The organism is Burkholderia sp. IT-111MI5 (assembly GCF_949752865.1).
Lineage (GTDB): Bacteria > Pseudomonadota > Gammaproteobacteria > Burkholderiales > Burkholderiaceae > Burkholderia > Burkholderia pyrrocinia_C.
This window is the reverse complement of record NZ_CATKIF010000011.1, coordinates 97,837-115,460: the sequence shown is the minus strand read 5'-3', so window position 1 is coordinate 115,460 and position 17,624 is coordinate 97,837. Positions and strand designations below refer to the sequence as shown.

Annotated in this window: 14 protein-coding genes; 7 read left to right on the top strand and 7 right to left on the bottom strand. The window is 69.0% G+C overall.

All coding sequences use genetic code 11. From position 1 onward, the window contains the following. Nucleotides 1-45: 45 nt before the first annotated feature. Genes ACM6JT_RS08710 through ACM6JT_RS08695 form a run of 4 tightly spaced genes read right to left on the bottom strand, consistent with a single transcriptional unit; the run spans nt 46 to nt 8,571 of the window. Nucleotides 46-4,233 (bottom strand): molybdopterin-dependent oxidoreductase, encoded by a 4,188-nt coding sequence (locus tag ACM6JT_RS08710; protein ID WP_414856286.1) that lies wholly within the window; start codon nt 4,231-4,233, stop codon nt 46-48. 16 nt (nt 4,234-4,249) lie between these two features. Continuing rightward, the gene (nirD, locus tag ACM6JT_RS08705) at nt 4,250-4,594 is read right to left on the bottom strand and encodes a nitrite reductase small subunit NirD (protein ID WP_034180211.1); all 345 of its coding nucleotides are present in this window, start codon (nt 4,592-4,594) and stop codon (nt 4,250-4,252) included. A 38-nt stretch (nt 4,595-4,632) separates the two neighbouring features. Further along, the gene (gene nirB / locus ACM6JT_RS08700) at nt 4,633-7,224 is read right to left on the bottom strand and encodes a nitrite reductase large subunit NirB (RefSeq protein ID WP_414856285.1); all 2,592 of its coding nucleotides are present in this window, start codon (nt 7,222-7,224) and stop codon (nt 4,633-4,635) included. A 21-nt stretch (nt 7,225-7,245) separates the two neighbouring features. Beyond that, nucleotides 7,246-8,571 (bottom strand): MFS transporter, encoded by a 1,326-nt coding sequence (locus ACM6JT_RS08695; protein ID WP_414856284.1) that lies wholly within the window; start codon nt 8,569-8,571, stop codon nt 7,246-7,248. A gap of 643 nt (nt 8,572-9,214) precedes the next feature. On the opposite strand from ACM6JT_RS08695, the gene cobA reads away from it, so the two are divergent. From cobA to ACM6JT_RS08665, 6 genes are all read left to right on the top strand, one after another. Further along, nucleotides 9,215-9,976, top strand: coding sequence for a uroporphyrinogen-III C-methyltransferase (gene cobA, locus ACM6JT_RS08690; protein ID WP_414856283.1), 762 nt, complete (start codon nt 9,215-9,217; stop codon nt 9,974-9,976). A 165-nt stretch (nt 9,977-10,141) separates the two neighbouring features. Then, nucleotides 10,142-10,738 (top strand): ANTAR domain-containing response regulator, encoded by a 597-nt coding sequence (locus ACM6JT_RS08685; protein WP_034180215.1) that lies wholly within the window; start codon nt 10,142-10,144, stop codon nt 10,736-10,738. Nucleotides 10,739-10,743: 5 nt separating this feature from the next. Continuing rightward, nucleotides 10,744-11,796, top strand: coding sequence for a CmpA/NrtA family ABC transporter substrate-binding protein (locus ACM6JT_RS08680; RefSeq protein ID WP_414856282.1), 1,053 nt, complete (start codon nt 10,744-10,746; stop codon nt 11,794-11,796). A gap of 126 nt (nt 11,797-11,922) precedes the next feature. Then, entirely contained in the window at nt 11,923-12,522 is a 600-nt protein-coding gene (locus ACM6JT_RS08675) for a uracil-DNA glycosylase family protein (RefSeq protein WP_414856281.1), read from the top strand. Between the two features lie 92 nt (nt 12,523-12,614). Beyond that, a complete protein-coding gene (locus tag ACM6JT_RS08670; RefSeq protein ID WP_034180217.1) occupies nt 12,615-13,556 on the top strand; it encodes a helix-turn-helix transcriptional regulator in 942 nt (313 codons plus the stop codon). 126 nt (nt 13,557-13,682) lie between these two features. Then, on the top strand, nt 13,683-14,381 hold the full coding sequence (locus ACM6JT_RS08665; protein WP_034180218.1) for a fumarylacetoacetate hydrolase family protein: 699 nt from the start codon (nt 13,683-13,685) through the stop codon (nt 14,379-14,381). Between the two features lie 105 nt (nt 14,382-14,486). Here the strand turns inward: ACM6JT_RS08665 and ACM6JT_RS08660 are convergent, their stop codons facing one another. Together ACM6JT_RS08660 and ACM6JT_RS08655 are read right to left on the bottom strand one after the other, a co-directional pair. After that, a complete protein-coding gene (locus ACM6JT_RS08660; protein WP_034180219.1) occupies nt 14,487-15,032 on the bottom strand; it encodes a DUF4303 domain-containing protein in 546 nt (181 codons plus the stop codon). Between the two features lie 124 nt (nt 15,033-15,156). Beyond that, nucleotides 15,157-16,368, bottom strand: coding sequence for an MFS transporter (locus tag ACM6JT_RS08655; RefSeq protein WP_131948898.1), 1,212 nt, complete (start codon nt 16,366-16,368; stop codon nt 15,157-15,159). 247 nt (nt 16,369-16,615) lie between these two features. Here ACM6JT_RS08655 and ACM6JT_RS08650 point away from each other — a divergent pair, with 247 nt between their 5' ends. Continuing rightward, complete coding sequence (locus ACM6JT_RS08650) at nt 16,616-16,828, top strand: hypothetical protein (protein ID WP_059855597.1); 213 nt, start codon at nt 16,616-16,618, stop codon at nt 16,826-16,828. Between the two features lie 229 nt (nt 16,829-17,057). Here the strand turns inward: ACM6JT_RS08650 and ACM6JT_RS08645 are convergent, their stop codons facing one another. Continuing rightward, complete coding sequence (locus tag ACM6JT_RS08645; protein ID WP_059475359.1) at nt 17,058-17,540, bottom strand: hypothetical protein; 483 nt, start codon at nt 17,538-17,540, stop codon at nt 17,058-17,060. Between the last annotated feature and the right edge of the window lie 84 nt (nt 17,541-17,624).

Sequence of the window (17,624 nt, the reverse complement as noted above, 5' to 3'; positions counted from 1 at the left end):
GGGACAGCCAGCCGGCACGGCCGCGTCAAGCCGCCCCGCCTGCGTTCAATACACGTCCCGCATATAGCGCCGCGCCTTCGCGAGCCGCGCGACGTAGTCGTTCGCGTCGTCGTCCGACATCCCGCCGTGCTCGGCGACGACCGCCTTCAGCGCCGTATCGACGTCCTTCGCCATCCGCGACGCGTCGCCGCACACGTAGAAGTGCGCGCCTTCCTCCAGCCATGCGAACAGTTCGGCGCCCTGCTCGCGCATCCGGTCCTGCACGTAGATCTTGTCTGCCTGATCGCGCGAGAACGCGAGATCGAGCCGCGTCAGGAAGCCGCTGTCGTGCATCGCGCCCAGCTCGTCGCCGTAGTAGAAGTCGGTCTGCGCGTGCTGCTCGCCGAAGAACAGCCAGTTGCGTCCGCGCGCGCCGCGCGCCTGCCGCTCGTGCAGGAAGCCGCGGAACGGCGCGACGCCGGTGCCCGGGCCGACCATCACGATCGGCACGTCGCCGTTCACCGGCGGCCGGAAATGCGCGGACTTCTGTACGAACACGGGCACGCGGCCGTCGTCCGCGCGATCGGCGAGGAACGTCGACGCGACGCCTTTGCGCGCGCGCCGGCCGTTGTGATAACGCACGGCCGACACGGTCAGGTGAATCTCGCCCTGGTGCGCGCTCGGGCTCGATGCGATCGAATACAGGCGCGGCTGCAGCCGCTTCAGCATCCCGACCAGCTCGGTGCCCGACAGCTCGACCGGAAACTCGTGCAGCACGTCCGCAAGCTGTTGCCCCCACAACCATTGCTTCAGGTCGCCCTTGCGATCGTCGCCGAGCAGCGACTTCAGCGCGCCGTTCGCGCTGCGCGACGCGATGAACGCGAGCGTGTCCGGATGCGGGCGCGTGATGTCGAAGTGGCGCGCGAGCGCATCGCCGAGCCGCATGTCGCCGACGCCCGCCACCGACACGGGCGCGTCGGCCTTCAGCGCGATGACGGACAGCAACTCGTCGACCAGCTCAGGGCAGTTGGTCGGCCACACGCCGAGCGCGTCGCCGGTTTCGTATTCGAGGTTCGCGCCTTCGGTCGACAGCGACACATAACGCGTGTCCTTCGCGGCGCCCGGACGGTTCAACCGCAGGTTCGCGACGAGCTTCGACGGCGCCGGATGCGCCTTCGACGGCAGCAGCCCCGACGGGCTCATGCCGCCGGACGGCACCGCGTGCAGCGCGGCATCGGCCTCCTTGATCCGCGCGACGACGCGTTCGAGCCACTGGTCCGCATCGTTCTGGAATTCAACGTCGCAATCGACGCGCGCGCACAGGCGCGCCGCGCCGAGTTCCGCGAGCCGCGCATCGAGCCGGCGGCCGTGGCCGCAGAACTGGTCGTAGTTGCGATCGCCGAACGCGAGCACCGCGAAGTGCACGCCGTCGAGGCGCGCGGCGCTGCCGGCCTGCAGCGCGTCCCAGAATTCGCTGCCGTTGTCGGGCGCATCGCCGTCGCCGAACGTGCTCGTCATCAGCAGCACGTATTGCGCGCCCGCGAGCGACGCGACCGGATAGTCGGACATGCACGCGGTGCGGATCTCGAAGCCCGCGTTCATCAGCTGCGTCGCGTAATCCTCGGTCAGCGATTCGATGTTGCCGGTCTGCGATGCCCACAGCAGCACGACCTTCGGGCGCGTGCGCACGATCCGCACGCCGCCGGTTGCAGCGGCATCGGCCGGCAGTGCCGGTGCAGCGGCAACCGGCGAACTCGCGGGCAGCGAACGGCTGAACAGGCCCGCGAGCATCCCGTCGAGCCAGAACCGCACCGGCGGCGTGAGCGGCGCACCGGCCGGCAGCACCGGCACGCCGCCCTCGCGCCGGCCGGCGCTCGCCTTCAACCCGCTGACGAGGCCGGCCACGTACAGACGCTCGGTGTCGGTCAACGGCGGCGGCGCGAGGTCGGTCACGCCGAGCGCGGCCGCGAAAGTGTCGATGTCTGCCATGTCGGATTCCTGTGAAGCAGTGGCCTGCACCATCGTCGAAGCGGGCCGTGCGTCGTCGGCGCACGCGTCGGGTTGTGCCGTCTCGTCGTCGGCGGACGCGAACGCGTCGGTCTCGACGCGCCGCAGCGCGACCGCGCAATATTTCAGTTCGGGTTGCTGCGATTCGGCATCGATTGCGTCGTTCGTCACCGCGTTGATGCACAGGTCGTCGCCGTACACGTCGTTCCAGTGCATCGGTGCGAAGCAGTTGCCGCGCCGCACGCGCTCGGTCACGACGGCCGGCAGCACCGCGCGGCCGCGCGCCGAGCGGATCTCGACGCTGTCCTTCGCGGCGATGCCGAGCGCGCTCGCATCGTCCGGATGAAGCTCGACGAACGGGCGCGGGTTCAGCTTGTTCAGCATCGCGACCTTGCCCGTCTTCGTCATCGTGTGCCATTGATGCTGCAGCCGCCCGGTGTTCAGCACGATCGGGAACGTGTCGTCGGGCAGCTCGGCCGGATCGACGTGCGGCCGCGCGAAAAAGCGCGCCTTGCCCGACGAAGTCGGAAACGCGAGATGCGGCGCATCGCTCCCGTCGGACGTCGCGCGCAGCGCCTGGCTCACGCCGTCGTTCAGATAGCGGATCGGGTGCCGCTCGCGCGCGGTGCCCGGCGCGACCGGCCACTGCACCGGGCCGTCGCGCAGCGCCGCGTGGCTCGCGCCGCGCAGGTCGTAGCCCGTCGCCGGATTCGAGAAACGGACGATCTCGTCGAACACGTCGGCCGCCGACGCATAGTCGAACGCGTCGCCGAAGCCCATCGCGCGCGCGACTTCCGCGACGATGCGCCAGTCGGGCAGCGCGTCGCCGGGCGGCGCGACCGCGGCGCGCATCAGCGTCATGTTGCGTTCGGAGTTGATCATCACGCCGTCGCCCTCGGCCCACAGCGCACCGGGCAGCAGGATGTCCGCGTAGCGGTTGGTCTCGGTGTCGAGGAACGCGTCCTGCGCGATCACGAGCTCCGCGGCCTGCAGCCCGGCGATCACGTTCTGCCGGTTCGGCACGGTCGCGACCGGATTCGTGCAGACGATCCAGCACGCCTTGATGTCGCCGGCCGCCATCCGCGAGAACAAATCGACGGTGCCCTGGCCGGTTTCCTTGCGCAGCGTGCCGGCCGGCACGCGCCACAGGTTCTCGACGAAGCGCCGGTCGTCGTCGGACAGCACCGAGCGCTGGCCCGGCAGCCCCGGCCCCATGTAGCCCATCTCGCGCCCACCCATCGCGTTCGGCTGCCCGGTCAGCGAGAACGGCCCGCTGCCGGGGCGGCAGATGCGGCCGGTCGCGAGATGCAGGTTGCAGATCGCGTTGGTGTTCCACACGCCGTGCGTGCTCTGGTTGAGCCCCATCGTCCAGCAGCTCATCCACTCCTGCGCGTCGCCGATCCATTGCGCGGCCGTGCGCAGGTCGGCTTCCGCGAGCCCGGTGATTTCCGCGACGCGCTCGGGCGTGTAGTCGGCAAGGAATGCGGGCATCGCGTCCCAGCCTTCGGTGTATGCGTCGATGAACGCGGCGTCGGTGCGGCCATTCGCATGCAGCAGATGCAGCAACCCGTTCGTCAGCGCGAGATCGGTGCCCGGCCGGATCTGCAGGAACAGGTCGGCCTTGTCGGCCGTGCCGGTGCGGCGCGGATCGACGACGATCAGCTTCGCGCCGGCCTTCACGCGATCCATCATCCGCAGGAACAGGATCGGATGGCAGTCGGCCATGTTCGCGCCGATCACGAAGAACAGGTTCGCGCGATCGAAATCCTGGTACGACCCGGGCGGGCCGTCCGCGCCGAGCGACTGCTTGTAGCCGGTGCTCGCGCTCGCCATGCAGAGGCGCGAGTTCGACTCGATGTTGTTGGTGCCGACGAAACCCTTCGCGAGCTTGTTGACGAGGTATTGCGCCTCGATCGACATCTGCCCCGACACATAGAACGACAGCGCGTCGGGGCCATGCGCATCGAGCACCGCGCGCAGGCGGCGCGCGGTCTCGGCGATCGCGTCGCGTGCCGGCAGCGGCACGAGATCGTCCTCGCGCGCGCGGCGCACGAACGCGCGGTCGAGCCGCCCGGAGCGGCGCAGCGCGACGTGCGCCGACGAACCCTTCGTGCACAGCCGCCCGAAGTTGGTCGGATGGTCGGAGTCGCCGGACACCTTGACGACCTCGCCATCCTCGACGTGCAGCACCATCCCGCAGCCGACGCCGCAGTACGGGCACACGCTCTTGACAGGGGTGGCGGTCATGCGCGCTCCGGGGCGGTCAGGCCGCGATCCACACGTATCCGTCCTCGACCCGCGACGGATACGCGCTCACCGACTGCTCGGGCGCTTCGAGGCATTCGCCGGTGCGCAGGTCGAAATGCTGCTTGTACAGCGGCGACGCGACGACGACGCGCTCGCCGAGGCTGCCGATCAGCCCGCGCGACATCACGGCCGCCTGCGACACGGGATCGACGTTGTCGATCGCGAACACGCCGCCGTCGGCGTGCGCGACGTGAAACACCGCGACCTGCTCGCCGTTGACGAGTGCGCACACGCCGGTGTTCGGCACGATGTCGTCGAGCGGGCACACGCGGGTCCAGGACAACGGAAGACGATCGTTCATGATGGGCTCCTTGGAAAAGACGCTGGTGTCGGTCAGGGTCAGACGGTTGCGGATTCGGTCACGGCCTGCGTCGCGCCTTCGACAACGACCGGAATCGTCACGGGCTTGCCGCGCACGCGCTCGTCGGGCGTCGCGGGGCGAATCTGGCCGCGGGTCTCGACGAACGCGATGTTCGCGTCCGGCGCATCGCTGTTCACGAAGTGGCGGAAGCGCTTGCGCGTGTCGGGATCGGTCACGGCCTTCTTCCATTCGCATTCGTAGGTGTCGACCACGTGCTGCATGTCGGCTTCGAGTTCGGCCGCAATCCCGAGCTTGTCGTGCACGACCACGTCGGCCAGGTAGTCGAGCCCGCCTTCGAGGTTGTCGCGCCATACGCTCGTGCGTTGCAGGCGGTCGGCCGTGCGCACGTAGAACATCAGGAAGCGGTCGATGTAGCGCATCAGCGTGGCGCGATCGAGGTCGGACGCGAGCAGTTCCGCGTGGCGCGGCTTCATCCCGCCGTTGCCGCACACGTACAGGTTCCAGCCCTTCTCGGTCGCGATGATGCCGACGTCCTTGCCCTGCGCTTCCGCGCACTCGCGCGTGCAGCCCGACACGCCGAACTTGATCTTGTGCGGCGCGCGCAGGCCCTTGTAGCGATTCTCGAGGTCGATCGCGAGGCCGACCGAATCGTCGACGCCGTAGCGGCACCACGTCGAGCCGACGCACGACTTCACGGTGCGCAGCGCCTTGCCGTACGCATGCCCCGATTCGAAGCCGGCCGCGATCAGCTCTTCCCAGATCGACGGCAGCTGCTCGACGCGCGCACCGAACAGGTCGACGCGCTGGCCGCCGGTGATCTTCGTATAGAGCCCGTACTTCTGCGCGACCTGGCCGACCGCGATCAGCCCTTCCGGCGTGACCTCGCCGCCCGGCATGCGCGGCACGACCGAGTACGTGCCGTCGCGCTGGATGTTCGCGAGGTAGTAGTCGTTCGAATCCTGCAGCCCCGCGTGTTCCTTCTTCAGCACGAACTCGTTGAAGCACGACGCGAGGATGCCCGCGACGGCCGGCTTGCACACGTCGCAGCCGAGCCCGCGGCCGTGCTTCGCGAGCAGTTCGTCGAACGTCGTGATGCCTTCGACGCGGACCAGGTGGAACAGCTCCTGGCGCGAATGCGGGAAGTGCTCGCAGATATGGTTGTTGACCGCGAGGCCCTGCTTCTTCATCTCGGCCTTCATGATCTGCGTGACGAGCGGCACGCAGCCGCCGCACGACGTGCCGGCGCCCGTGCACGACTTCAGCGCGCCGAGGCTGGTCGCGCCGTCGGCGACCGCCGTGCAGATCTGCGACTTCGACACGTTGTTGCACGAGCAGATCTGGGCGCCGTCCGGCAGCGCGTCGACGCCGATCGCCGGCTTCGCCGCGCCGTCCGACGACGGCAGGATCAGGAATTCGGGCGATTCGGGCAGCTCGATGCGGTTCAGCATCATCTGCAGCAGCGTGCCGTATTCGGCCGCGTCGCCGACCATCACCGCACCGTGCAGAAACTTGCCGCAGTCGGACACCACGAGCTTCTTGTAGACCTGCCGGCGCTCGTCCGCGTACTGGTAGGTGCGGCTGCCGGCCGTCGTGCCGTGCGCGTCGCCGATGCTCGCGACGTCGACGCCCATCAGCTTCAGCTTCGTGCTCATGTCGGCGCCGGCGAACGCGGGTGCGTCGTTCGCGTCGCTGCCCAGCTGCTTCGCGACCACGCGCGCCATGTCGTAGCCGGGGGCAACGAGGCCGTACACCATGCCGTTCCACGCCGCGCATTCGCCGATCGCGTAGATATCGGCGTCGCTGGTGCGGCATGCGTCGTCGATCGCGACACCGCCGCGCGGGCCGATGTCGAGCCCGCATGCCCGCGCCAGCTCGTCGCGCGCGCGGATGCCGGCCGAAAACACGATCATGTCGGCATCGAGGTGCGTGCCGTCGGCGAACGCCATCCGGTGCGTGCCTTCCTCGCCGTCGACGATCTCGAGCGTGTTCTTGCCCGTATGCACGGTCACGCCGAGCGCCTCGATCTTCGCGCGCAGCATCCGGCCGCCGCCGTCGTCGACCTGCACGGCCATCAGGCGCGGCGCAAATTCGACGACGTGCGTGTCGAGCCCCATGTCGCGCAGCGCCTTCGCGCATTCGAGGCCGAGCAGCCCGCCGCCGACCACGACGCCGCGCTTCGCGTGCGTGCCGCACGCCTGCATCGCTTCGAGATCCTCGATCGTCCGGTACACGAAGCAGCCGGCGCGATCATGCCCCGGCATCGGCGGCACGAACGGGCGCGAGCCCGTCGCGAGCACCAGCTTGTCGTACGCGAGCGTTTCGCCCGATACGAGCGTGACCGTATGCGCAGCGCGGTCGATCGATGCGACGCGTGCGTTCAGGCGCAGGTCGAACTGCGGATGACGCTCGAAGAAACCGGGTTCGACGAGCGACAGGTCGTCCGCCGACTTGCCCGCGAAGAATTCGGACAGGTGCACGCGATCGTAGGCCGGGCGCGGCTCCTCGCCGAGCACGGTGACCTGCAGCGCGCCCGTCGTGCCCGCTTCCGCCGCGACGCATTCGAGCAGCTTGTGGCCGACCATGCCGTGGCCGATGACGATGAGTTTCATGATGACGTTTCCTTCGGTCGATCAGTTCGCGACGCTGCCCGCGGCCAGCGCGCGGTCGCGCAGCTCGGCCTCGCGTGCCTTGTGTTCTTCGCTGAAGCGCACGGCCATCGCGCACAGCGCGGTCGCGGTGACGGCCAGGCCCAGCAGGCTCAGCGTGTGCTGCACGTCGCCGACGCCCTTCAGCAGGAAGCTCGCGGCGACCGCGCCGACGTTGCCGCCCGCGCCGACGATCCCCGCGACGCCGCCGAGCGCCTTGCGGTCGATGAACGGCACCAGCGCGTAGGTCGCGCCGCAGGCCATGTGCGTGAACAGGCCGAAGGTCAGCATCGCGAAGAGCGCGATACCGACGCCTTGCGCATGCGAGAACCAGATCAGCCCGAGCCCTTCGCCGATGATCAGCGCGCACAGCAGCGTCGCGCGCACGTCGAGGCTGCGGCGCGCGGCGATCTTGTCGGACAGCCAGCCGCCGAGCGCGCGGGCGAACAGCGCGAGCAGCCCGAACATGCCGACCGCGAAACCCGCGTCCTTCAGCGACAGGCTGAAGTGATCGACGTAGTACAGCGCGGCGATGTTGTGGATGAACACCTCGACGCCGAAGCACGCGCCGTACGTGACGAACAGCATCCACACGCGATAGTTGCCGCACGCGGCGACGAAGCTCGCCCAGCCGCCCTTCTTGCCGCTGTCGATCGTCACGCCTTCCTTGCGCAGCGCGACGAAATCGCCTTGCGGGCAATCCTGCGTGAAGCGCCAGTACGCCCAGGCCATCACGAGCATCGCGACGCCCGGCACGACCAGCGCGATGCGCCACGACGAGCTTTCGCCGAAACCGAGCATCAGGCCGGCGGCGACCAGCAGCGGCATCAGCGCCTGCGTCGCACCCGCGCCCGCATTGCCCCAGCCGGCCGTCGTCGCGTTCGCGGTGCCGACCACGTTCGGCGCGAACATCACCGACGTGTGGTACTGCGTGATCACGAAGCCCGCGCCGATCGCGCCGATGCCGAGCCGGCAGATCAGGAACGTCAGGTAGTCATGCGCGAACGGCACGGCGAACACGGGAATCGCGCCGAGCAGCAGCAGGCCGGCATAGATGCGGCGCGGGCCGAAGCGGTCGCACAGCGGGCCGACGAGCAGCCGCACGGCGATCGTCGCGGCCACCGCGGCGATGTTGATGTTGGCGACCTGCGCCGCCGTCAGATGAAATTCGCGTGCGATGAGCGGCATCAGCGGCGCGCATGCGAACCACGCGAAGAAGCACACGAAAAACGCCATCCACGTCAGGTGGAACGCGCGCATCGGCGCGGTGCGGAGGCTGAAGAGATCGATACGGGTAGCTTTGTCGGTCATGTCATCCGCCAAACGAAAAACGGCGTCCTGCGCACCCGGTCTCGTCGAGACCCGATGCGTAGGACGCCGTTGCCCATGAAGCCCGTTGCCGGGCGCGTATGTATTCGGTACTGCGGACGAATCGCCATTGACGCGTCCGAACCAGCTTACGCAAACGCCGTGCCATGTCGGCCCGAATCGCGCCGGCATCCCCGCTGCACAAGGCTCGCCGGCCAGCGCGCACCGCGATCCGGCACGCGGCGCACGATGCGCCGCGATGCAGCGAGGCACAGATGTGGTGCGCTGCAGCACTGTCGCCGTGCGACATTGCGGTGCGCGCTGACGGGGCACGATGCACGCCGATGCGGCATCGCGCCTCTCCGCGCGCTGCGCCCGCATTCATGCACGCGGTCGTCGCGCCACGCTCCCGCCGTGCATCGCGCCGGTTGGCCCGGATATTGCTGAACGTCATGCATCACACCGGCAACGGCGCCGGTGGGCAGTTCCCGCAAACCATGCCCGTCATTCACGGCGGGCCCGTCAGGACAACGGCGTCCCTCCCGTGCGCGGCACGGCCGGATGCCGGACTGTTTCTACCGCCCGCCGCCGCCGCGCAGAAAAACGCGCTATCGACGGCCGCAAGCACGCGGCACTGGAACACGACATGACGACTGGCAAAGTCACGCTGCTGGGCGCCGGCCCCGGCGATCCCGATCTCCTCACGCTGAAGGCCGTGAAAGCACTGGCCGCCGCCGACGTGCTGCTGCTCGACGATCTCGTCGCGCCCGGCATCGCCGAACTCGCCCCGCAGGCGCGCGTGATCCGCGTCGGCAAGCGCGGCGGCTGCCGCTCCACGCCGCAGGCGTTCATCGAGCGGCTGATGCGCCGCTACGCGCTGCGCGGCGCGCACGTGGTGCGCGTGAAGGGCGGCGACGCGCTGCTGTTCGGGCGCGCCGGCGAAGAACTCGCGACGCTGCGCGCCGCCGCGATTCCAGTGGAGATCGTCAACGGCATCTCGTCGGGATTCGCGGCCGCCGCGAGCCTCCGCATCTCGCTCACGCACCGCGAGCACTGCCAGGGCGTCACCTTCGTCACCGCGCACCGCCAGGACCACGGCGAACCCGACTGGTCGCGACTCGCGGCGGCCGGCACCACGCTCGCGATCTACATGGGGATGAGCCGCGTCGACAGCATTGCGGCGGGGCTGCTCGCCGCGCTGCCGGCATCGACGCCGGCCGCGGCCGTGCAATGGGCCGGCACGCCCGACGAGCGCCGCTGGACCGGCACGCTCGGCACTCTCGCGCGCGGCATCGACGAAGCGCGGCTCGGCAGTCCGGCCGTGATCCTCGTCGGCGGCGCGATCGGCGAGGCGGCCGTGCGGCATGAGGATGCCGCACGCGACGCGGCGCTGGTCCGGGCCGCGTAGCATGCGCTGCATCACGCGGCGCCGGCCGCCCGCCTCTTCCGAATCCATTGGCCGCGTTCGCGCCGGCCGCCGGTCGCGCACGCACGGTATCGGAACCGCGTCCCGACTCGGCCGTCACATGCCGTTCGCGCGCCGCGCCGACCTTCTGCCGCTGCCGCTCGCCTCATGAGTTCGTCCGCCCTGCCCACCCGCCTGCGCGTGCTGCTCGTCACCGACACCGACAAGCCGATCGGCGAACTCGGCGACGCGCTCGCGCGCCTCGGCTACGAGATGCTGAACGACGTCGCGACGCCCGCGCGCCTGCCGGCGGCCGTCGAGGAACAGCGCCCCGACGTCGTGATCATCGATACCGATTCGCCGTCGCGCGACACGCTCGAGCAGCTCGCGGTGATGAACGCGACCGCGCCGCGCCCCGTGCTGATGTTCAGCCACGACGGCGACCAGGCGCTGATCCGCGCGGCGGTCGGCGCCGGCGTCAGCGCGTATCTCGTCGAAGGATTGTCGGCCGAGCGCCTCGCGCCGATTCTCGAAGTCGCGCTCGCGCGCTTCTCGCATGACGATGCGCTGCGCCGCCGGCTCGCCGACGTCGAGCGCGAACTCGCGGAGCGCAAGCTGATCGACCGCGCGAAACGCGTGCTGATGGACCAGCGCAGGCTGTCCGAGCACGATGCGTATGCAGCGCTGCGCAAGCGCGCGATGGATCAGGGCCTGCGCATCGTCGACGTCGCGCGGCAGTTGCTCGATGCGTCACCCCAGCCATGACCGCCATGAATACTTCGCCTCCCGCCGCGCCGGAACGCGCGCATCTTCGCCTCGGGTTCGTCGCGCTCAGCGACGCGGCCCCGCTGATCGTCGCGCAGCGCCTGAACCTCGGTGCGCCGCACGGCCTGACGCTCGAACTGAACCGCCAGCCGTCGTGGGCCGCCGTGCGCGACAAGCTGCTGAGCGGCGAGCTCGACGCCGCGCACGCGCTGTACGGGCTCGTCTGCGGGCTGCAGCTCGGCATCGGCGGCCCGCAGGCGGACATGGCCGCGCTGATGGTGCTGAACCGCAACGGCCAGGCCATCTCGTTCTCGCGTGGCCTCGCCGACGCGTACCGCGAGAGCGGCAGCGTGCGCGACGCACTCGCAACGCTCGGCCGCAAGCCGCTGCTCGCGCAGACCTTCCCGACCGGCACGCACGCGATGTGGCTGAACCACTGGCTCGCATCGCACGGCGTCGATCCGCTGCACGACGTGCGCAGCGTCGTGATTCCGCCGCCCGAGATGGTCGCCGCGCTCGCGGGCGGCGAGCTCGACGGCTTCTGCGCGGGCGAGCCGTGGCATGCGGTCGCCGAAGCGTGCCAGGCCGGCCGCACCGTCGCCGTCACAAGCGAGATCTGGCCCGAACATCCGGAGAAGGTGCTCGCGGCCCGGCGCGACTTCGTCTCGCTGTATCCGGCCACCGCACGCGCACTGATCCGCACGCTCGTCGATGCCTGCGCGTGGCTCGACAGCGCCGCGCACCGCCGCGAGGCGGCCGACTGGCTCGCGTCGCCCGACGCGATCGGCGTGCCGGCGCGGCTGATCGCGCCGCGCCTGCTCGGCGACTACGGCGCGGGGCCGTTCGCGGAGCCGCCGCTGCCGATCCGTTTCCACGACGGCGGCGCCGTGAACCGGCCCGATCCGCTCGACGGCCGGTGGTTCCTGGCCCAATACCGGCGCTGGGGCATGCTCGACGGTTCGCACGACGACGCGGGGATCGCCGCGGCGATCGCGCAGACCGCGTTGTATGATGCTGCGGTCGCCGAACGCGGCGCAGCGGGCCCGTCGCAAGCGTGATGCGCGCCGCGTGACGCAGTTGGCGCGCGCTCAGGAGCCGCGCCAAGCCGATCCGGGCCACCCGGCGGCTTCCGGCATGCGCCGCACGGACGCACCGCATTGCCACTCCGTCCCCGATCCGAACCGATGCCGAAACGAACACGCGCGCCGCTCGACGTGCTGCTCACCGAAATCCGCGCGTGCCGCGCATGCGAAGCCGAGCTCCCGCTCGGCCCGCGCCCGGTCGTGCGCGCGCATCGCGACGCGCGGATCCTGATCGTCGGGCAGGCGCCGGGGGCGCGCGTCCATGCAAGCGGCATCCCGTGGGACGACGCGAGCGGCAAGCGGCTGCGCGGCTGGCTCGACGTCGATGCCGATACCTTCTACGACGAGACGCGCTTCGCGATCGTGCCGATGGGTTTCTGCTACCCGGGCCGCGGCACGAGCGGCGACAACCCGCCGCGCCCCGAATGCGCGCAACTGTGGATCGACCGGCTGGTTGCCGAGTTGCCGTCGGTCCGGCTGACGCTGCTGATCGGCCAGTACGCGCAGCGGCATTTCCTGCGCGACACGCGCAAGGCGACGCTGACCGACACCGTGCACGCATGGCGCGACTACGGCCCCGGCGTGCTGCCGCTGCCGCATCCGTCGCCACGCAACCAGGCGTGGTTCAAGCACCATCCGTGGTTCGACGCCGACGTCGTGCCCGAGCTGCGCCGCCGGGTCGCGCCGCTGGTTACGGGTTGATCGGCCGGCCCAGTCCATCCCCGCCCATCCCCGCCGCGCCCGGTTCGCTGTACCATCGCGGCTCAACCGCGTCACGAACCGCAGAATCCTTCATGCCATCCACCGCCCCGCCGCGCCTGTACGGGATGCCCGAACGCAGCGACCGGCTCGATTTCTACATCCGCGACCAGGCGTCGCGCCAGGCGATCACCGAGCCGCACCGGCACGCGTATTTCCAGATCCAGTTCAACCTCGGCGGCGACACCGAGCAGCGGATCGGCGGCGTCACGCGGCCGTTTCCGCGCGGCGCGCTCGCGTTCGTGCTGCCGCACCGCGAGCACCTGATCCCGCATCCGGAAGGCGCGCACTTCATCGTGATCAACTTCAGCCAGGCGTTCCTGCGCGCCGATCTCGACGTCGATCCGCTCGATCTCGAGGACGTGCCCGCGCACCGTTTTCCCGAGCTGACGCCGTTCCGCTTCCAGGAGCATCTCGATTTCATCCTGACCGGCGACACGTACGACGAAGCACGCCGCCTCGCGCTGTGCATGCTCGATACCGATCGCGTGCGCACCTTCGGCTCGACCACGCTGCTGCGCGGCTACCTGCTGCAGCTGATCGGGCTCGTCTGCACGCAGTACGCGGGCGCGCTCGACAAGCTCGCGCAGCGCGGCGCCCAGCGCGCGGGCCGGCGCGACGCGCTCGCGCGCGTGCTGCGGCACGTGCGTGCGAACCTGACCCGCGAGGACCTGACGCTCGCCGCGACCGCCGAGGCCGCGTTCCTGTCGCCGAACTACCTCGCGCATCTGGTCCGCAAGGAAACCGGCAGCACGTTCACCGATCTCGTGACCGAGCGCCGGATCGCGCTCGCGCAATCGCTGCTGGCCCACACGAGCCGGCGCATCGCGGACATCGCGCGCTCGGTCGGCTTTCGCGACGAAGGGTATTTCGCGCGGCGCTTCCGCGCGCGGGTCGGCGTGTCGCCGAAGGCGTACCGCGACGCGAACGCCGCGTTGCCGGACGGCGACGACGCACCGGCATCCGCCGACGCGTAGTTTTGTCCCGGTAAAACGCAGTTGCGTCGCATCCGGCCGCACGCGCGTCGGGTATCGTTGCACGCATGCCGGCCCGTGCGCCGCACGGGCGCCGGCATCCGTCTACCCACCGAACGAGGCCATCCGATGTCCGCCTATGTCATCGACGCTTCCGAGCGTCCTTCCGTCGAAGTCGAACAGTCGTCCGCGCGCTTTCCGGTGCGCCGCGTGTTCTGCGTCGGCCGCAACTACGCCGACCACGCCCGCGAAATGGGCGCCGATCCCGACCGCGAGCCGCCGTTCTTCTTCACGAAGCCGGCCGACGCGATCGTCCCGGCAAGCGGCACCGTCCCGTATCCGCCGCTGACGAGCGATCTCCATCACGAAATCGAGCTGGTCGTCGCGATCGGCAAGAGCGGCCGGTCGATCGACCCGGCCGACGCGCTGTCGCACGTGTGGGGCTACGGCGTCGGCGTCGACCTCACGCGCCGCGACCTGCAGGCCGAAGCGAAGAAGCTGAGCCGTCCGTGGGACTGGGCGAAGGGTTTCGACGCGTCGGGCCCCGTGACCGCGCTGCGCGCGGCGACGGCCACCGGCCACCCGGCCGCCGGCCGCATCTGGCTCGCGGTCAACGGCGAAACGCGCCAGCAAGGCGATCTCGCCGACATGATCTGGGCCGTGCCCGACGTCATCGCGTACGTGTCGCGCTCGGTCGAGCTGAAGGCCGGCGACCTGATCTTCACCGGCACGCCGGCCGGCGTCGGCGCACTGCAGCCGGGCGACCGCGTGACGGGCGGCGTCGACGGCGTCGCTGCGTTCGAGTTCGTCGTCGGCGCGAAGCCGTAACGGATCTAAAAGGCACGCACGCGGGCCGATGCAGCGCCCGCCGTGCGTTGTGCGTTGCTCGTTGCTCGTTGCGGCTCTGGCCGGCCGCAACGGCATTCCGGTTGCTCAGTCGTAGCGGCGCAGGAATGTGTCGGCGACGGCCGGCGGATTCAGCGCTTTCGCCGATTCGTTTTCCAGCGCCTCGGCTGCGTCGTCGTCGCTGATCGACACGAACAGCGTGATGGCGTCCCTTGCTTCGCCCGTGCCGAACAGGCCGTCGCGATCGAGCAGCCGCAACGCCTCGATCATGTCGGTGTGGAGTTGCCGGGAGAACTCCGCGAACCTCGACCGGACAAACGTCGGGCTCAGCACTTCGTCGGCCAGCTTGCCGCAGATCACGTTGAACGGCGACGCTTCCGCCGCCGCGTACGCCCATTCGGGACAGCCCCACACGTACCACGGATCCGGATCGTCGTCCGCGACCGCCTGCTGCGCGCGGACCCGGCTCAGCCCTTCGACCGAATTGGCCGCCGGCACCACCGTCATCGCGCCGCTGTCCGTATAAAGCGCGAACGCGTAGAAATGCTCGTCCGGGTGCAACGCCCGCAGCGCCTTGAACGTCGCCCTCGCGGCGTCGGCAATTTCCCGCTGGAAATCAGAAAAGTCGATCATCGCATCCTCGCCCAGTCGCCCTTCGCGCGTCGGGGAATACAGCTCGCGGATGGTTCGTCGTCTCCCGGCGTTCGATGAATTGTCCGCCAATCGCGCGCGGCGCGGTAGCGGGCCGCATCCGTGTTCACTGCCCGGCGTCCCGCGCGTCGAACACGCGCACGCAGACGGCGGCCGCGAGCGCGATCGCCGCCGACAGCAGCATCATCGCGAGCGGCGCATAACCCGCGTTGCCGGCGGTCAGCACGGCGCCCGTCAACGACGACAGCGCGGCGCCGCCGGCGATCGTCATCGCACCGGCCAGCCCCGACGCGCTGCCCGCCAGCTCCGGCCGCACCGACACGGCGCCGGCATGCGCGCCGGGATTGGTCAGCCCGTTGCCGATGCCGACCAGCACGCACGGCCCGAACCACGCGATCGCATGCGTCGCGCCGCCAAATACCAGCGCGAGGCCGATCAGCGGCCCCGCGCACGCGACGACACGACCGCACAGGATCGTCGTCGCCAGCGCGTAGCGGCGCGCGAAACGCGCGGCCAGAAAGCTGCCGCACACGAAACCGGCGGTGATCGTCCCCATGTAGAAACCGATCTCCGCCGGCGCGATGCCGAACAGCGTTTTTGCGGCGAGCGGCGCGCCGGCCAGGAACGCGTAGAACGAGCCCGTCGAAAACGCCATGCAGAGCGCATAGGCCCAGAAACGGCGGGCGCGGAGCAGCGCCGGATACGCGCGAAGCTGCCGCCCGAGACTCGACGACCGGTTCGTGTGCGTTTCGACGAGATCGAACGCGCACCAGCCGAACAGCACGACGCCGGCCGCGCCGAGCAACCAGAAGCTTGCGCGCCAGCCCACCGTCTGATCGAGCACGCCGCCGAGCGTCGGGCCGAGCATCGGCGCGAACGCGGCCGCCATCGCCGCATAGCCGATCCGGCTCGCCGCGCGGCCGCCGCCGCCGGTGTCGCGGATCGTCGCCATCGACACCGGATAGACCGACGTGATCGCCGCCTGCATCAGCCGGCACGCGAGAAACACGCGGATATCGGTCGCCATCGCGCAACCGAGCGAGCCGAGCGCGAACACGCCGACGCTCGCCAGCACGATCGGCCTTCGCCCGAACCGGTCCGACAGCGGCCCCATCACGAACTCGAGCGACGCGGCCACCGCCGCGTACCCGCCGAGCGACAGCGCGACGAGCGCATAGTCGGCGCGCAAGTCGCGCGCGATCGCCGGCAGCGACGGCAGGAACAGGCTCAGCGGCAGCACCGAGAACGCACACAGCAGGATCAGCGTCGCGTGGCGCGGCGAAGCCGCAGCGGAATCGATCGGCAGGTTCGGTTGCAAGCGAATGTCCTCCGCGCACGCGCCGCGTGGGGGGTGCGCAATGGAAAAAAGTTCTTCGCGGATTTCTTGGGGGTGCGAGAAAGAGCGTCTGCGTTCGGCCATGAACGGTCGTTCGACACCGTGACTCAAATCGTCCACAATTGCCCTCGCGAGCATCTCAAAGGCGCATACCAACAAAATGGTTCGCCGTCGCCTGATAACCATCTATCGACGACACACTAGATCAAATAGATCAGCCGGGGGATATATGACTATTCAGAGTGCAATTGTCCGGGCGGCGGCATTGGCTGCCGTGCTTTACGCCATGAATCGCCTTAAAGAACGGCGCAATGCCGGCGATATCGTGGCCAAATCGACGAATGTCACGACCGGGCGCGTTGCAGGGATCGTGACAGGGCTGATCATATTCGCCTTGATTGCATACTCTGAACGGCACCTGATAGCGGCGACTTTCGGTTAGCAGCGAAGCGCTGCGGGCTTTGACGGAGTGGAAGCAGGATGCTCCTCGACGCTTTGCATTTCCTTTCGAACTGGGCGAAGGTCTGGTCATGGCAGCATGTGCTGACCGCGTCGGGCGGTAATCGGCCAGGAGCGGACGGTCGGGTTAAGGGGGGATTGTTATCGACGCTAGCGCTAATCCGGTGATGTAAGCATTTACGGCCCGTCGTATCGCTTAAGATAAGCTCTCGCTATCGATCGATGGCGACGCTGAGTTGGCCGGCCCCGTTTCGGATGACGTACACGTGATAGGGGGCAGGCAACTCAGGTAGTAAAACCGGCTGGTCGTTCCAGTAATCGTCCTTGAAAAAGGTCGGTGACGAGTAATCGAAGCTGTGATTGCGAGAAATATCGAAGCTTGCTTCGCCAAGTTCCGGCGTAACGGCTATACCCCACACGTCCAGGCGTGGCCCTTCCCGTTTAGATTTATCGTGCGTCCTCCAGAAATCGGGGATCTGATTCCTGGAATAGCCCTCAGCAATGGCGATCGCATCTGGTATTGCGGCCCATATATTGGGCAAGATCTCATCGGTCTTGCCAACGCACTCCAAGCAATTCAGGCGATGGTGACATCTCACCCAGACCAACCTGCGCCCGATCTGATATTCGGACCGGAAGTGGCCTCTAACGTCGGAAAAGACGCCTAATGGCTGATTGTCCCTTAACTTCTCCATGCAGATATTTCTCCGTGGGTTCCACGCACCGCATCTTGCGGATGGAGCCAAGTGCCATGATAGCAAGCCGGCGTAGCATGCTCG

Excerpts from the sequence above, each read along its gene's own strand:
- ACM6JT_RS08710 (WP_414856286.1), bottom strand. The coding sequence starts at position 4,233 with ATGACCGCCACCCCTGTCAAGAGCGTGTGCCCGTACTGCGGCGTCGGC.
- nirD (WP_034180211.1), bottom strand. The coding sequence starts at position 4,594 with ATGAACGATCGTCTTCCGTTGTCCTGGACCCGCGTGTGCCCGCTCGAC.
- nirB (WP_414856285.1), bottom strand. The coding sequence starts at position 7,224 with ATGAAACTCATCGTCATCGGCCACGGCATGGTCGGCCACAAGCTGCTC.
- ACM6JT_RS08695 (WP_414856284.1), bottom strand. The coding sequence starts at position 8,571 with ATGACCGACAAAGCTACCCGTATCGATCTCTTCAGCCTCCGCACCGCG.
- cobA (WP_414856283.1), top strand. The coding sequence starts at position 9,215 with ATGACGACTGGCAAAGTCACGCTGCTGGGCGCCGGCCCCGGCGATCCC.
- ACM6JT_RS08685 (WP_034180215.1), top strand. The coding sequence starts at position 10,142 with ATGAGTTCGTCCGCCCTGCCCACCCGCCTGCGCGTGCTGCTCGTCACC.
- ACM6JT_RS08680 (WP_414856282.1), top strand. The coding sequence starts at position 10,744 with ATGAATACTTCGCCTCCCGCCGCGCCGGAACGCGCGCATCTTCGCCTC.
- ACM6JT_RS08675 (WP_414856281.1), top strand. The coding sequence starts at position 11,923 with ATGCCGAAACGAACACGCGCGCCGCTCGACGTGCTGCTCACCGAAATC.
- ACM6JT_RS08670 (WP_034180217.1), top strand. The coding sequence starts at position 12,615 with ATGCCATCCACCGCCCCGCCGCGCCTGTACGGGATGCCCGAACGCAGC.
- ACM6JT_RS08665 (WP_034180218.1), top strand. The coding sequence starts at position 13,683 with ATGTCCGCCTATGTCATCGACGCTTCCGAGCGTCCTTCCGTCGAAGTC.
- ACM6JT_RS08660 (WP_034180219.1), bottom strand. The coding sequence starts at position 15,032 with ATGATCGACTTTTCTGATTTCCAGCGGGAAATTGCCGACGCCGCGAGG.
- ACM6JT_RS08650 (WP_059855597.1), top strand. The coding sequence starts at position 16,616 with ATGACTATTCAGAGTGCAATTGTCCGGGCGGCGGCATTGGCTGCCGTG.
- ACM6JT_RS08645 (WP_059475359.1), bottom strand. The coding sequence starts at position 17,540 with ATGGAGAAGTTAAGGGACAATCAGCCATTAGGCGTCTTTTCCGACGTT.